This is a genomic window from Methylobacterium sp. E-065 (assembly GCF_022829605.1).
Lineage (GTDB): Bacteria > Pseudomonadota > Alphaproteobacteria > Rhizobiales > Beijerinckiaceae > Methylobacterium.
On sequence record NZ_JAKSYD010000068.1, the window covers coordinates 81,912 to 94,104 of the forward strand.

The following is a 12,193-nucleotide window of genomic DNA, read 5'->3' on the forward strand; positions in this document are numbered from 1 at the left end:
ACCGGTCGCGCCCAAATTCGCCTATAATATCAGCCTGCCAACAACTTAGTGGGCGGTGGTGCCCAGGAAAGGACTCGAACCTTCACCTCTCGCGAGACTGGTACCTGAAACCAGCGCGTCTACCAATTCCGCCACCTGGGCATGCCGCCGGCTATCGGCCGGCGACGGCTCCGTTTAGGCAACCGAGCCGTCGCCGTCAATCGCGATTTCAGCCCCGTGGCCATTCCCGGATGTCGACGAAGCGTCCGGCCACCGCCGCCGCCGCCGCCATTGCGGGCGAGACCAGATGCGTGCGCCCGCGCGGACCCTGGCGGCCCTCGAAATTGCGGTTCGAGGTCGAGGCGCAGCGCTCGCCCGGCCGCAGTTTGTCCGGGTTCATGCCGAGGCACATGGAGCAGCCCGGCTCGCGCCAGTCGAAGCCCGCCGCCTTCAGGATCTTGTCGAGACCCTCGGCCTCGGCCTGCGCCTTCACGAGGCCCGAACCCGGCACGATCATGGCCGAGACGCCGTCGTGTACCTTCCGGTCGCCGACCACCCGCGCGACCTCGCGCAGATCCTCGATTCGGCCATTGGTGCAGGAGCCGATGAAGATCCGGTCGAGGGTGATGTCGGTGATCCGGGTACCCGGCGTCAGGCCCATATAGGCCAGCGCCTTCTCCTTGGATTGCCGCTTGTTCTCGTCGGCGATCTCGGACGGGTCCGGCACGCGGCCCTGGACCGAGATCACGTCCTCGGGGCTGGTGCCCCAGCTGACGATCGGCGGCAGGTTGGCGGCGTCGAGGCGCACCTCGCGGTCGAAGAAAGCGCCTTCGTCCGTGACGAGGCTCTCCCAGTGGCGGCACGCCGCTTCGAACGCCGCGCCCTTCGGGGCCTTCGGTCGGTCCTTCACGTACGCAAAGGTCGTGGCGTCGGGCGCCACAAGGCCGGCGCGGGCACCGCCCTCGATCGACATGTTGCAGATCGTCATCCGCCCCTCCATCGAGAGGGCGCGGATCGCCTCGCCGGCATATTCGATCACGTGGCCGGTGCCGCCCGCGGTGCCGATCTCGCCGATGATCGCCAGGATGATGTCCTTGGCGGTCACGCCCGGCGGCAGGGTATTGTCGACGGTGACGCGCATGTTCCTGGCCTTGCGCTGCACCAGCGTCTGGGTGGCCAGCACGTGCTCGACCTCCGAGGTGCCGATGCCGTGCGCCAGCGACCCGAAGGCGCCGTGCGTCGAGGTGTGGGAATCGCCGCACACGATGGTCTGGCCCGGCAGCGTGAAGCCCTGCTCCGGCCCGATGATGTGGACGATGCCCTGGCGCCGGTCGAGGGCGTCGTAGAACTCGATGCCGAAGTCGCGCACGTTCTCGGCCAGAGCCTCGAGCTGAGTCCGGCTCTCGGGATCCTCGATGCCCTGGCTGCGGTCGGACGTCTGGACGTTGTGATCGACCACCGCCAGCGTCTTCTCCGGGTGGCGGACCTTGCGGCCGGCCGTGCGAAGGCCCTCGAACGCCTGCGGGCTCGTGACTTCGTGAACGAGGTGCCGGTCGATGTAGAGGAGGCTGGAGCCGTCCGGCTGAACATCGACGACGTGGTCGTCCCAGATCTTATCGTAGAGGGTGCGCGGGCTGGTCATCGGTATTCGTCTTCGACGTTGGGGCGGTGCAGAATTCTCGCGATGGTGCGGCTTCCTTAGTAGGCATCGCGGTGGGTTTGCGAAAGAGGCGAGCCCCGCCCCTGTCATATGGCCGCCCGGCGCCGGCGGGCGGATGTCACGGGCCGCGCCGGATCCCGCTGGCTTTGCACCCCGTCGAGGCCCTATGCCGGGATGGGGGAGCCGGCCGTGCCGCCGAACGGTCGAAGGTGGGAGTGTGCGATGCCTGATGCGCCGGCCGAGATCCTGTTCCTGCGGAAGATGCACCCGCTGGTGGAGGCGGCCTTCGAAGGGCGGCACATCGTCCATCGGCTCGCCGGTGCCGCGGATCCCGACGCCCTGCTCGCCGAGGTCGGATCGAGGATCCGAGCCTTGGTCGTCGGCGGCGGGGCCGATGCCGCCTTGATGGACCGGCTGCCGAAGCTCGAACTCATCGCCAATTTCGGTGTCGGGTACGACGCGGTCGATGCCGTGGCGGCGCAGCAGCGTGGCGTGGTCGTCACCAACACGCCCGACGTGCTCACCGACGAGGTGGCCGACCTCGCGATCGGGCTCACCCTCGCCACCCTGCGGCGGCTTCCGCAGGCCGACCGCTACCTGCGCGCCGGCCACTGGCCCAAGGCCCCCTTCCCGCTCACCGCCTCGCTGCGCGGGCGGCGCGTCGGCATCCTCGGGCTCGGACGGATCGGGCGGGCGATCGCCCGGCGGCTGGAGAGTTTCGGCGTCGCGATCGACTATCACGGCCGGCGCCGGCAGGCGGACGTGCCCTACACCTATCACGACAGCCTGATCGGGATGGCCAAGGCGGTCCACATCCTGATCGTGGTCGCCCCCGGCGGCCCCGAGACCCGCGGCCTGATCGATGCTGCCGTGCTGGAGGCGCTGGGGCCGGAAGGCATCCTGATCAACGTGGCGCGGGGCACCCTGGTCGACGAGGCGGCGCTCACCGCTGCCCTCAAGGCCGGCACGATCCTGGGGGCCGGCCTCGACGTGTTCGAGAACGAGCCGCACGTGCCGGAGGATCTCGCCGCCCTCGACAACACGGTGCTCCTGCCACATGTCGGCTCGGCCTCCGAGCACACCCGCGCGGCGATGGCCCAGCTCGTCGTCGACAACGTCGTCTCGTGGTTCGAGGGGCGGGGACCACTGACGCCCGTCGCCGAGACGCCGTGGAGACCGAAATCGTGAAGCCGGCCTCGGCTGCCCTGCTCGCCGCCCTCACCCTGTCGCCGTGGCCCGCCGCGGCGCAGGATGCCCCGGATGCGCCGCCCGAGGCGGCACCTGTGGAGACGCCTGCCGCGCCGCCCGCCCTGCCGACTCTCCCTGAGAGGCTCGGCGAGGCTCCGGGCACCTGGGATCTGTCGCGTGATGGGACCAACCGGCGCTGCGTGATGACGCTGGCCCTCGACAGCGGCGACGCTGGCCGGCGCCTGCGCTTCCCCGCGGGTTGCCGGCGGGCCCTGCCGATCATGAACGGGATCGCCGGATGGCTGTTCGTCAATGACGGCGTGAGCTTGGTCGACAAGAACGTCCGCCCGATCCTCGAATTCGTCCGGCGCTCCGACAAGCGCAGCCTCGTCGCCAAGCTGGAGAACGGCGAGCACTACAGTCTTGTGCCGCTCGACACTGTGGGCATGCGTCCGGCCGCCGCGGCAGCCGCGGAGGCAGAGCCGACCGCCGCGACGTCCCCCGCCCCCTCCCCGCTTCAGGCGGCAGCGCCCCTTCAGGCCGAGCTGCAGCCCTCGGCGACCGCCACGGCCGTGGCGCCCGGCCCGGCGCCGGGGCTCTACACCCTCGACCGGTTCCAGGAGCGCGATACCTGCCGGCTCACGCTCGATGCGGCGGGCGGCGGCGTCCACGTCGTTCCCGGTTGCCACGATGGCGGCCTGGAAGTGTTCGATCCGGTCCGTTGGCGCTACGCCAACGGCCGGATGACCCTCACGGCCAAGCGCGGCCACAGCATCGACCTCGTGCCGAGCGGTGATGGCCGCTGGCGGCGCGATCCGGAGGTCGGCACGACCTTCGTGCTGCGCCGCGTGGAGTAGCCGCTAAAGCGACGAATTCCGGCCGTCCTGAACCGGCAGCATCCGCTCCAGAAGGCCGTCGCGACGGATGATCAGGTGCCACGCGGTGCCGGCGATGTGCAGGAGCACCAAGGCGTAGACGAACCACTGCCCGACGAGGTGGATCGATTCGGCGATTCGTTGGGGTCCCTCGTCCTTGGTCAGGCCCGGAATCGTGAACAGCCAAAAGTACGGCGTGTCGCGGCCCGAGAAGGCGCTCAGCAGGTACCCGCTGATCGGCATGATCAGGAAGATCGCGTAGAGCAGAAAGTGGTTAACCCGCCCGATCAGCGTCAGGAGCCGCGGCGCCTGGGGATCCGGCGGGGCGGGCCGGACCATGCGCCAGACGATCCGCAGGACCACGATCGCCAGGATCGTCAGGCCAACCGACTTGTGCAGGACGAACATGCTGCCCTTGGCGGGCGCGGGCGGCAGGCTGATCGCCACCCAGGCCAGCGGCAGGACGGCCAGGAACAGGCCGGCCGTCAGCCAGTGCAGGGCCTGCGCGACCGGGTTGTAGCGCGGCATCCCGGTGGCCGTGACGTAAGTCGCGGGCAGCGCGGTCGGCGCGGCCTTACCAACCGAGATCGGAGAACCTGACATGATCCCTCGCGCATGAGCGTGGCTCGTCTCAGCACCTAGGGCCGGCTGCGACCCCGGGGAGTGCGTGATCGCATCGCTTTCGCGTGTGGTTTCGAGGCGTCGATTGGACGAGGGTGCGAGTCGGATGTCTGGCGCATCGCCCCTATACGAATAACCTCAGCGCGCGTTCAGAACGGCCACATCCACCGGCCGCGCCACGTCGATCAGTGCCGCGAGTTCCGCCGCCGCCGATCCGATCCGGGCCGCGACCGTCCGGTCCAGGATCTGGCCGTCGACGATATCGTCGGAGCCGGCATAGACCGAGGTCGGCGCCACGTGCGCGGCGAAGAAGCCGAACAGGGGCCGCAGGCTGTGCTCGACCACCAGGGCATGGCGCAGGCCGCCCCCCGTGGCGGTGATCGCCACCGGCATTCCCGCCATCCGGGCCGGATCCACGAAGTCGAACACGTGCTTGAACAACCCGGCGTAACCGCCTTGATAGACGGGCGTTCCGACGATCAGCGCATCTGCACCCTCGATCGCCTCGATCAGTTGCGCGGCCGAGGCCGACAATTCGTCGCGCTGCGTCGCGCCGAGGCCCGGGCCGGCATCGATCAGGTCGTAGACCGTCAGGTCGATCCGGCGCAGGCGGCCGAGTTCGGCCCCGAGCGCCTCGACCAGGACGCGGGTCCGGGACGGGCGCTTGGCGCTTCCCGAGAAGGCGACGACGCGGGCGGAATGCGGCATGGCGCTCGACTGCATATTCATCGGATAACCTTCCGCGGCGGGACGCCCGGGTTCGGGACGTCGAACGATCTGGCGCCTGCCCGACACGCCGCGTGGGCCAAGGCGAGGGTAGCGCATTTCGGTCCCGGAAGAACCCTCGGCGCGTCGGCGCGCCGCGATTGGGTGAATCGATCGGGACGTTTGCCGATGGCAATCCTCATGGACGCAACCGCCAGACGTGGCTGCGCTTGATCTCGGTGTCTTCCAGGGATCGCGAGACGGGAACCGCATAGGTCGCGAGACACTCGAGGCGGTCGCGCGGCAGGTAGGTGCGGCCCGGATCGCCGATCAGGACCTGAACCCCGCGCGCCTGCAAGCCATAGAGCCACGCCGTCACCGCCGCGGCGAGGTCGCGCTCGTAGAAGACGTCGGCTGCCAGAACGAGATCGACCTCGGGTTCCGTCCCCAGGAGGTTGTCGGAGACCGGCTCGATCCGGCCCGCCACGTCGTTGGCGGCGGCATTCAGGCGGATCGCCGCCATGGCGAACGGGTCGAGGTCGCTGGCGGTGACGTGCCGGGCGCCGGCCTGCGCCGCGGCGATCGCCACGAGGCCGGAGCCCGACGCGAAGTCGATGATGCGGGCGCCGGTTACGCGGTCCGGATTGTCGAGGATGTAGCGGGCCAGCGCCTGACCGCCCGCCCAAGCGAAGGCCCAGAAGGGCGGCGGCAGGCCGATCGCCTCCAACTCTTCCTCGGTCTTCTCCCACAGGGCGGTCGCCTCGTCGGCGACATGGAGCCGGATCTCGGGGGCGTGGGGCACCGGCAGCAGGCGGGTGTTGGCCCGGATGAAGCCGGCGGGATCGTCGGGCGGGCGCATCCTCAACCCTCCAGCAGGTCGCGCCACAGGGCGCAGACGGCCTCGGTCACCGCGGCCTCGGTGAAGCCGCCCGCCTCGATCCGCGCCCGCGCCGCATCGCCGAGACTCGCCACGAGGGTGGGGTCGCGGCTCAGCCGAACCAAGGCCCGTGCCAGTGCCGGCGCGTCGTCCGGCGGGACCAGCAGTCCCTCGACGCCGTCGCGCACGAGGCTGCGGCAGCCTGGGACATCCGAGGCGACCAGCGCCCGGCCGCAGGCGGCAGCCTCCAGCAACGTGCGCGGCAGGCCCTCCCCGCCCCGGGACGGCAGGCAGGCGACGTGGTGGGACGCCCATGCGGCGGGCACATCGGCGGTGGGCCCGTGCCATGCGACGCCGTCGCGGCTCCAGTCCCGCAGCGTCGCCTCGGCGATCGCGCGCCGGTTCGACGGATCCGGCGCGCCGTAGAGATCGAGCTCGATGAGGGCGCCCTGGGCCCGGGCGAGGCGGACGGCTTCCACCGCGACGTCGACACCCTTCGACCACAGCATGCGCGCGACCAGGGCGACGCGCAGGGGCGGCATCGGCGGCAAAGGGTGCGGCCGGTAGGCGGCGGGGTCGACTCCGGCGCCGCCGATGACGGTGACCGCCTGATCCAGCGGGTCGAGGCCCAGCGCCCGGGCGTCGTCCGGGTTCTCGAACAGGAAGCGGGTGCGCGAAGAGGCGAGCGGGCCGCGGATCAAGCCCCGGAGAGCGAGCCGCGCCGCGTAGCCCAGCCGGTCGCTGCGGGCGCCCATAAGTCCGAGGCCGGTCAGCGCGTAGACCCGCGCCGGGATGCCGGCCATCGCGGCGGCGGAGCCGCCGACCAGGATCCCGCGCAGCGCGATGCAGTGGACGATGTCGACCTGGAGCGCCTTCAGGATCCCGGCGAGCTGCCCGGCCGCGTAGCCGGCGGCCATGGGATTGAGGCTCGAACGCTCCGCCTCCAGGGGCACGACCCTGGCGCCGGTCGCCTCGATGGCGGCGCGGTGGGCGCGCACCCGTGTGACCACGGTGACCGACAGGCCCATCGCGATGGCGGCCCGCGCCATCGGCAGGAAGTGCGAGGCGAAGAACCAGTCCTCCGTCACCACGAAGGCGATGCGGCGCATCGGTGCGGGCAAGTTTTCGGGGGCGGCAGGCGTCATCGCAGCCCTCTAGCACGCCGCGGCGGATCGGCCTGCGGCGGATGCGCAGGCCAGGAACAGGGCTCGCGCACCGCCGGTTGACCGAAGCCTTCTAGCCGGCGGCGTATGCGGGAGGAACGGGTGATGGCGGCGGTCGAAACGGTCGAAGGTGGCGGGACCCTGCGCGAAGCGGCGGAGGAGGCCGGGCTGGCCTACGTCGATGACGGCCGGCCGGGTCTGACCCGCAAGCGCAGCGGCACCGGCTTCCGCTATCTCGACGCGCGGGGCGCCCCGGTGCGCGACAAGGCGGTGCTGACCCGCATCAAGTCGCTCGCCATCCCCCCGGCCTACACGGACGTCTGGATCTGCCCCCGCCGCAACGGCCACATCCAGGCGACCGGCCGGGACGCCAAGGGGCGCAAGCAGTACCGCTACCATCCGGATTTCCGGCAGGCGCGCGAAGCCAACAAGTTCGCACGGATCATGGCCTTCGCGGATGCCCTGCCGCGTATCCGCCAGCGGGTCGATGCCGACATGAAGCGGCTGGGGCTCCCGCGCGAGAAGGTGCTCGGCACGGTCGTCCACCTGCTGGAGACGACCCTGATCCGTGTCGGCAACGACGATTACGCGCGCACCAACAAGAGCTACGGGCTCACCACCCTGCGCGACCCGCATGTCCGCATCGAAGGATCCGCCCTGTCGTTCCGCTTCAAGGGCAAGAGCGGCAAGACCTGGGACGTGTCCTTGAAGGACCGCCGCGTCGCCCGGATCGTGAAGGCCTGCCAGGACCTGCCCGGGCAGGAGCTGTTCCAGTACATCGACGCGGACGGCACGCAGCGCGACGTCACCTCTTCGGACGTGAACGCGTATCTGCGCGAGATCACGGGCGAGGATTTCACCGCCAAGGATTTCCGCACCTGGGCCGGCACGGTGCTGGCCGCCCTTGCGCTCCGCGCCTTCGAGAGCTTCGACAGCGACGCGGCCGCCAAGCGTAATGTCCGGGCCGCGATCGAGAGCGTGGCGGGGCGGCTGGGCAACACGCCGACCATCTGCCGCAAGTGCTACATCCATCCGCAAGTCCTCGACTGCTACATGGAAGGGGGCCTGCTCGAGCACGTGAAGGATGTCGTCGAGTCCGAGCTGAGCGAGGATCTCTCCAGCCTCCGATCGGAGGAAGCTGCCGTCCTCGCGCTGCTCCAGGCCCGGCTCTCCGCGAGCGATGGCAAGGCGGGGGGCGGCAAGCCGGTCAGGCCGGCCGCCAAGCGGGGTTCTCAGGGACGGAAGGCGCGGCCCAAGGCTACGGCCTCCAAGGTTTCAGCCACCAAGGCTTCAGCCACCAAGGCTTCAGCCATCAAGGCTGCGGCCGCCAAGGCGGAACTCCCGTCGCCGGCCGGAGCCGACGCACGCGTCGGTGCCGAGGCGCGGGTCGGTGCCGCCTGAGTCGGCGACACCCTGCGCGGTCTCACGGTTTCCGATCAGTGCCGGGACTGGATGGTGTTGCTGGGCGACCGCCGGTCGGCGTTGCGTCGGACCTGATCGGCCGTGTCCACGACCGGGGCCAGCCCGAGCTGGCGTGCCAGGGAAACGAGGTCCTTCAGGCGTCCGGTCTGGGTCTTGCGCCGCAGGTTGAGCCGGTGCGTCTCGACCGTGCGGACGCTGAGCGCAAGGCGCCGGGCCACTTCCTTGTTGCTGAAACCCGAGCTGAGGAAGCGCAGCACCTCCGCCTCGCGCGGCGTCAGCCCAAGGCTGTCGGCCGGCTCGTTGGACAGCGCCAGGGGCTGCTCCGGCGGAACCAGACAATCCGAGCCCTCTGCGAGGGCGAGGAGCGCCGCCGCGAGTTCGCGCGGGGCCTTCGAGCGCGCCACGAAGGCGTCGGCGCCTGCGGTCAGCAGGGCGCGGAGATCGTCGGCCGTCAGTGCACCGAACACCACCAGGGTGCGCAGGCGCGGCTGCCGCTCCTTGAGATCGACGATGCGCGCGATCCCGTCGGCGAGCCGGATCTCGTCGAGGAAGACCAGGGCGACCGCGTGCTCGGTATTGGTGAACTCCAGATCGGCCTCGCCGATCGTATGGAATTCCGGCATGTGTTCCAGGGTGGCGCGGACAGTCGCGCTCAGGTCCTGCGGCTCATCCAGGATCAGGACGCCAACGGCGGTACTCATTGCCTCGCACTCCACTCTCCCGGCTCGATACAGACGTCCGGGATCGGAGGCTAAGTTCCAAGAACTGTTCCACCACGAATTCAGAAATATTAAGCTTTATATCGGCATATATGCCGCCAAATCAGGTGATTTTAATCAGGCCGCGTCCCGTTCTGGGATCGGGCTGCGGTATGCTTAATTGCAGCGTTCCGATTTGGGGCAGCGCCGCTGGCTCATTACGCGACGACTGGCATCGCGTGGTCCGAAGACGCCACGACGCGGTTCCGCCCGCCGCTTTTGGCTGCGTAGAGGGCAATATCCGCACGCTTCATCAAGGCTTCGACGCTGTCCCCGTCGATCCAGCTGCTGACGCCGAAGCTGCAACTCAGCGTGACGGTCGCGTTGCCCGCGCGAATCCGAAGGTCCTGCACACTCGCACGCAGGCGCTCGGCCCACGCCGTCGCATCCGCGATGCAGCATCCCGGCAGGATCAGGGCGAATTCCTCTCCGCCGAGCCGACCACCGATACCGCCGCCGGCGATCAGATCGGCCACGGCCGTGATCGCGAGATCGCCGACATCGTGCCCGTACCGGTCGTTGATGCGCTTGAAGTGATCGATGTCGGCCAGGATCGCCGAGACGCCGCCCGGCCGGCCATTCTGAGCTGCGGCGATGCGGGCCCGGTTGAAGAACGCGCGGCGATTCAGGGCGCCGGTCAGCGGGTCCGTCTCGGCGAGGCGGATCAGCTCTTCCTGCATGGTGGTCAAGCGCTCGGCCGCGCGCAGCCGCGCGTTCAGCTCCTCGGCGCTCGGCGGCTTCTCGATGAAGTCGTCGGCACCGCTGTCCAGCGCCTCGGCGAGGCTGCGGACGTTGCGGATCGACGACATCGTGATGACGTGCAGAGGCCCCCGCTCCTCTGCGAGCAACCGCGCGGACCAGCACAATTCGAGCCCGCAGAGCGGCCGGACCTCAAGGCTGGTGATGAGGACACGCACGGCCGGCGTGCCTTTCAGGAACGCGAGCGCCTGGGCCGAATCCGTGAAGGCGTGCACGGTGTGGCCCCGGGGCTCGATCAACGACGTGATGATCTGAAGAACGACCCGGCTCGAATCGACGATAACGATCTGCATGGCGTGACCTGGACACGATATCCGCAGTCTGGCGCAGAAGACTTAACCCACCACAAACGGGCCAGATAATAATATGAGCGTAGCAATAACTACCCCGGATCAGCGCTATATCATTGTTCGCGGACGACTTTGGCGCTGCGCGAACCCCGATCTTTCGCCGGAGCGTCGATCGGATCTGGTGGCCGATCTGATGGCGGCTCGCCGTTCCGTGAAGGCGGCCAAGCAGTCCGAGCGCGAGGGCGCGTCCGGCGCCGCCGAGGCCCTGAAAGCGGCCCGCGCTGCGGTCGATGCCGCCAAGGTGGGGCTGGGCGAGCGGGGACCGGTCTGGTGGCGCGACGGGGCGCCCGATCTCAACCGGCATCTGGTGCGTACCACGCCCTACGCGGACTGGTACGCCGCGCTCAGCGACGGGGAACCCGGACCGCGATGATCTGGGCTCCGGCCGTCCGCTCCTCGGCCACCGCCCCGAGGCGCTGGCGACCCTTCGCGCCGGCCGCCTGGATCACCGTCAGCATCGGCCGAGCCGTCGGGGCAGCTGCGATTCCGGAGACCGTGGGAACGCCGTAGGTGCCGTAGCTCCAGGGTGACGGGACGAGCTCCGAGGGCCGCGGCACGCGGGTCAGGGGCGCCCCGATATAGTCGCCCCGCACGAACTCCCCGGCGAAGCCGTACCCATCTGCGTAGGGCGTTGGACCTCCGAGGCCCTGGGCCGCAGCGGGCGTGGCCAGGATGAAGGCCATGAGCGGCAGGATCGTCCGGATCGCCATGGGCCGGTTCCACTCCGTCGAAAGGCGCGGGTCGCGCAGGATGCAGGGGCAACCGGGTCCACCCCACACCGTTCCGCGGCTCCAGCCGCGAAGACTGCTTAACGCCGGACGACTTGGGTAGGCTCAGCGGCAGGTGGTGATGCGACGGACGACCCAGCCCTCACCCTCGATCCACAGACGGCGACGGGCCCGGCTGCAGCTGGCTTCGTCGTCGCGGTCCACGCCCGCAATGGCGTGCGCCTGCGGGCTGGCATCGGCGACCTTGGTCTCGACCGGATCCGTCGCGGCCTGGGCCGTTGCGGTGGCAAGGAGAAGCGCGGCTGCGGCTGCGGCGAGTGCGGTCGTGCGAAATGTCATGATGGAGAGAGTGCCCTGCGGCCGTACTGCGGGATTGATGCAGAAATGCGCGGCCGACCGTTTCGGTTTCATCGCAAGCGGGGGCGCTTAGATTTCCCTGCAATCGCCGTTAAGGAGATCGAGCCCAGACGCGACGGCGCCCTGCAGATGCCCCGGCTCGGGGATTGCCGCGCTTGGTCCACGCTGCGAGGGTCCGGAAGCCAGGGTTTATGAGCAAGCCGAAACCGCCGACCAACGCGCTTCTGACGCCGGAGAAGCGGACCGAGGACGTCGACCAGACGATCCGTCCGCTGAGCCTGGCCGAGTTCATCGGCCAGCGCGCGGCCCGGGCCAACATGCAGATCTTCATCGAGGCCGCCCGCAAGACGGGCCAGGCGCTCGACCACGTGCTGTTCGTCGGGCCCCCCGGGCTCGGCAAGACCACGCTCGCCCAGATCGTCGCCCGCGAACTCGGGGTGAACTTCCGCTCCACCTCCGGGCCGGTCATCGCCAAGGCCGGCGATCTCGCCGCCCAGCTCACCAATCTCGACGAGCGCGACGTCCTGTTCATCGACGAGATCCACCGGCTCAACCCGGCGGTCGAGGAGATCCTCTACCCGGCCATGGAGGATTACCAGCTCGACCTGATCATCGGCGAAGGCCCGGCGGCGCGCTCGGTCAAGATCGAGCTGCCCAAGTTCACCCTGGTCGGCGCCACCACGCGCGCGGGCCTGCTGACCACGCCGCTGCGCGACCGGTTCGGCATCCCGATCCGGCTCGAGTTCTACGA

14 protein-coding genes and 1 tRNA gene are annotated in these 12,193 nt (G+C 69.7%); 5 read left to right on the forward strand and 10 right to left on the reverse strand.

Annotated elements, in window-relative coordinates; all coding sequences use genetic code 11:
• Window positions 1–56: 56 nt before the first annotated feature.
• Together MKK84_RS06725 and leuC are read right to left on the reverse strand one after the other, a co-directional pair.
• Window positions 57–141: transfer RNA gene (locus MKK84_RS06725), tRNA-Leu, on the reverse strand.
• Window positions 142–208: 67 nt separating this feature from the next.
• Window positions 209–1,621: a 3-isopropylmalate dehydratase large subunit gene (leuC, locus tag MKK84_RS06730; protein ID WP_243917863.1), complete on the reverse strand. Its 1,413-nt coding sequence runs from the start codon at window positions 1,619–1,621 to the stop codon at window positions 209–211.
• 240 nt (window positions 1,622–1,861) lie between these two features.
• Between leuC and MKK84_RS06735 the strand changes: the two genes are divergently transcribed.
• Both MKK84_RS06735 and MKK84_RS06740 read left to right on the forward strand, forming a co-directional pair.
• On the forward strand, window positions 1,862–2,827 hold the full coding sequence (locus MKK84_RS06735) for a 2-hydroxyacid dehydrogenase (RefSeq protein ID WP_243917865.1): 966 nt from the start codon (window positions 1,862–1,864) through the stop codon (window positions 2,825–2,827).
• Window positions 2,824–3,684 (forward strand): AprI/Inh family metalloprotease inhibitor, encoded by an 861-nt coding sequence (locus tag MKK84_RS06740; RefSeq protein ID WP_409566458.1) that lies wholly within the window; start codon window positions 2,824–2,826, stop codon window positions 3,682–3,684. The genes MKK84_RS06735 and MKK84_RS06740 overlap by 4 nt, the downstream gene beginning before the upstream one ends.
• 3 nt (window positions 3,685–3,687) lie before the next feature.
• Here MKK84_RS06740 and MKK84_RS06745 read toward each other — a convergent pair whose 3' ends face one another.
• The 4 genes from MKK84_RS06745 to MKK84_RS06760 form a co-directional block, all read right to left on the reverse strand.
• On the reverse strand, window positions 3,688–4,305 hold the full coding sequence (locus MKK84_RS06745) for a cytochrome b (protein ID WP_243917869.1): 618 nt from the start codon (window positions 4,303–4,305) through the stop codon (window positions 3,688–3,690).
• 156 nt (window positions 4,306–4,461) lie between these two features.
• Window positions 4,462–5,052, reverse strand: a complete 591-nt coding sequence (locus tag MKK84_RS06750; RefSeq protein WP_243917871.1) for an NAD(P)H-dependent oxidoreductase — start codon at window positions 5,050–5,052, stop codon at window positions 4,462–4,464.
• Window positions 5,053–5,227: 175 nt separating this feature from the next.
• Entirely contained in the window at window positions 5,228–5,887 is a 660-nt protein-coding gene (locus tag MKK84_RS06755; protein WP_243917873.1) for a class I SAM-dependent methyltransferase, read from the reverse strand.
• A 2-nt stretch (window positions 5,888–5,889) separates the two neighbouring features.
• On the reverse strand, window positions 5,890–7,050 hold the full coding sequence (locus tag MKK84_RS06760; protein WP_243917875.1) for a glycosyltransferase family 4 protein: 1,161 nt from the start codon (window positions 7,048–7,050) through the stop codon (window positions 5,890–5,892).
• A 123-nt stretch (window positions 7,051–7,173) separates the two neighbouring features.
• Here MKK84_RS06760 and MKK84_RS06765 point away from each other — a divergent pair, with 123 nt between their 5' ends.
• Window positions 7,174–8,469, forward strand: a complete 1,296-nt coding sequence (locus tag MKK84_RS06765; RefSeq protein ID WP_243917877.1) for a DNA topoisomerase IB — start codon at window positions 7,174–7,176, stop codon at window positions 8,467–8,469.
• 35 nt (window positions 8,470–8,504) lie between these two features.
• Here MKK84_RS06765 and MKK84_RS06770 read toward each other — a convergent pair whose 3' ends face one another.
• Both MKK84_RS06770 and MKK84_RS06775 read right to left on the reverse strand, forming a co-directional pair.
• The gene (locus MKK84_RS06770; RefSeq protein WP_243917879.1) at window positions 8,505–9,191 is read right to left on the reverse strand and encodes a LuxR C-terminal-related transcriptional regulator; all 687 of its coding nucleotides are present in this window, start codon (window positions 9,189–9,191) and stop codon (window positions 8,505–8,507) included.
• 215 nt (window positions 9,192–9,406) lie between these two features.
• Complete coding sequence (locus MKK84_RS06775) at window positions 9,407–10,300, reverse strand: GGDEF domain-containing protein (protein WP_243917881.1); 894 nt, start codon at window positions 10,298–10,300, stop codon at window positions 9,407–9,409.
• 73 nt (window positions 10,301–10,373) lie between these two features.
• On the opposite strand from MKK84_RS06775, the gene MKK84_RS06780 reads away from it, so the two are divergent.
• The gene (locus MKK84_RS06780; protein WP_243917883.1) at window positions 10,374–10,730 is read left to right on the forward strand and encodes a hypothetical protein; all 357 of its coding nucleotides are present in this window, start codon (window positions 10,374–10,376) and stop codon (window positions 10,728–10,730) included.
• Here MKK84_RS06780 and MKK84_RS06785 read toward each other — a convergent pair.
• Both MKK84_RS06785 and MKK84_RS06790 read right to left on the reverse strand, forming a co-directional pair.
• Window positions 10,702–11,067: a hypothetical protein gene (locus tag MKK84_RS06785; protein WP_243917885.1), complete on the reverse strand. Its 366-nt coding sequence runs from the start codon at window positions 11,065–11,067 to the stop codon at window positions 10,702–10,704. The genes MKK84_RS06780 and MKK84_RS06785 overlap by 29 nt on opposite strands.
• Window positions 11,068–11,190: 123 nt before the next feature.
• Window positions 11,191–11,424 (reverse strand): hypothetical protein, encoded by a 234-nt coding sequence (locus MKK84_RS06790; protein WP_243917886.1) that lies wholly within the window; start codon window positions 11,422–11,424, stop codon window positions 11,191–11,193.
• Between the two features lie 209 nt (window positions 11,425–11,633).
• On the opposite strand from MKK84_RS06790, the gene ruvB reads away from it, so the two are divergent.
• A partial coding sequence (gene ruvB / locus MKK84_RS06795) for a Holliday junction branch migration DNA helicase RuvB (RefSeq protein ID WP_243917889.1) occupies window positions 11,634–12,193 on the forward strand: 560 nt, incomplete at its 3' end.

Coding starts and splice junctions, on each gene's coding strand:
- leuC (WP_243917863.1), bottom strand. CDS start 1,621: ATGACCAGCCCGCGCACCCTCTACGATAAGATCTGGGACGACCACGTC.
- MKK84_RS06735 (WP_243917865.1), top strand. CDS start 1,862: ATGCCTGATGCGCCGGCCGAGATCCTGTTCCTGCGGAAGATGCACCCG.
- MKK84_RS06745 (WP_243917869.1), bottom strand. CDS start 4,305: ATGTCAGGTTCTCCGATCTCGGTTGGTAAGGCCGCGCCGACCGCGCTG.
- MKK84_RS06750 (WP_243917871.1), bottom strand. CDS start 5,052: ATGAATATGCAGTCGAGCGCCATGCCGCATTCCGCCCGCGTCGTCGCC.
- MKK84_RS06755 (WP_243917873.1), bottom strand. CDS start 5,887: ATGCGCCCGCCCGACGATCCCGCCGGCTTCATCCGGGCCAACACCCGC.
- MKK84_RS06760 (WP_243917875.1), bottom strand. CDS start 7,050: ATGACGCCTGCCGCCCCCGAAAACTTGCCCGCACCGATGCGCCGCATC.
- MKK84_RS06765 (WP_243917877.1), top strand. CDS start 7,174: ATGGCGGCGGTCGAAACGGTCGAAGGTGGCGGGACCCTGCGCGAAGCG.
- MKK84_RS06770 (WP_243917879.1), bottom strand. CDS start 9,191: ATGAGTACCGCCGTTGGCGTCCTGATCCTGGATGAGCCGCAGGACCTG.
- MKK84_RS06775 (WP_243917881.1), bottom strand. CDS start 10,300: ATGCAGATCGTTATCGTCGATTCGAGCCGGGTCGTTCTTCAGATCATC.
- MKK84_RS06780 (WP_243917883.1), top strand. CDS start 10,374: ATGAGCGTAGCAATAACTACCCCGGATCAGCGCTATATCATTGTTCGC.
- MKK84_RS06785 (WP_243917885.1), bottom strand. CDS start 11,067: ATGGCGATCCGGACGATCCTGCCGCTCATGGCCTTCATCCTGGCCACG.
- MKK84_RS06790 (WP_243917886.1), bottom strand. CDS start 11,424: ATGACATTTCGCACGACCGCACTCGCCGCAGCCGCAGCCGCGCTTCTC.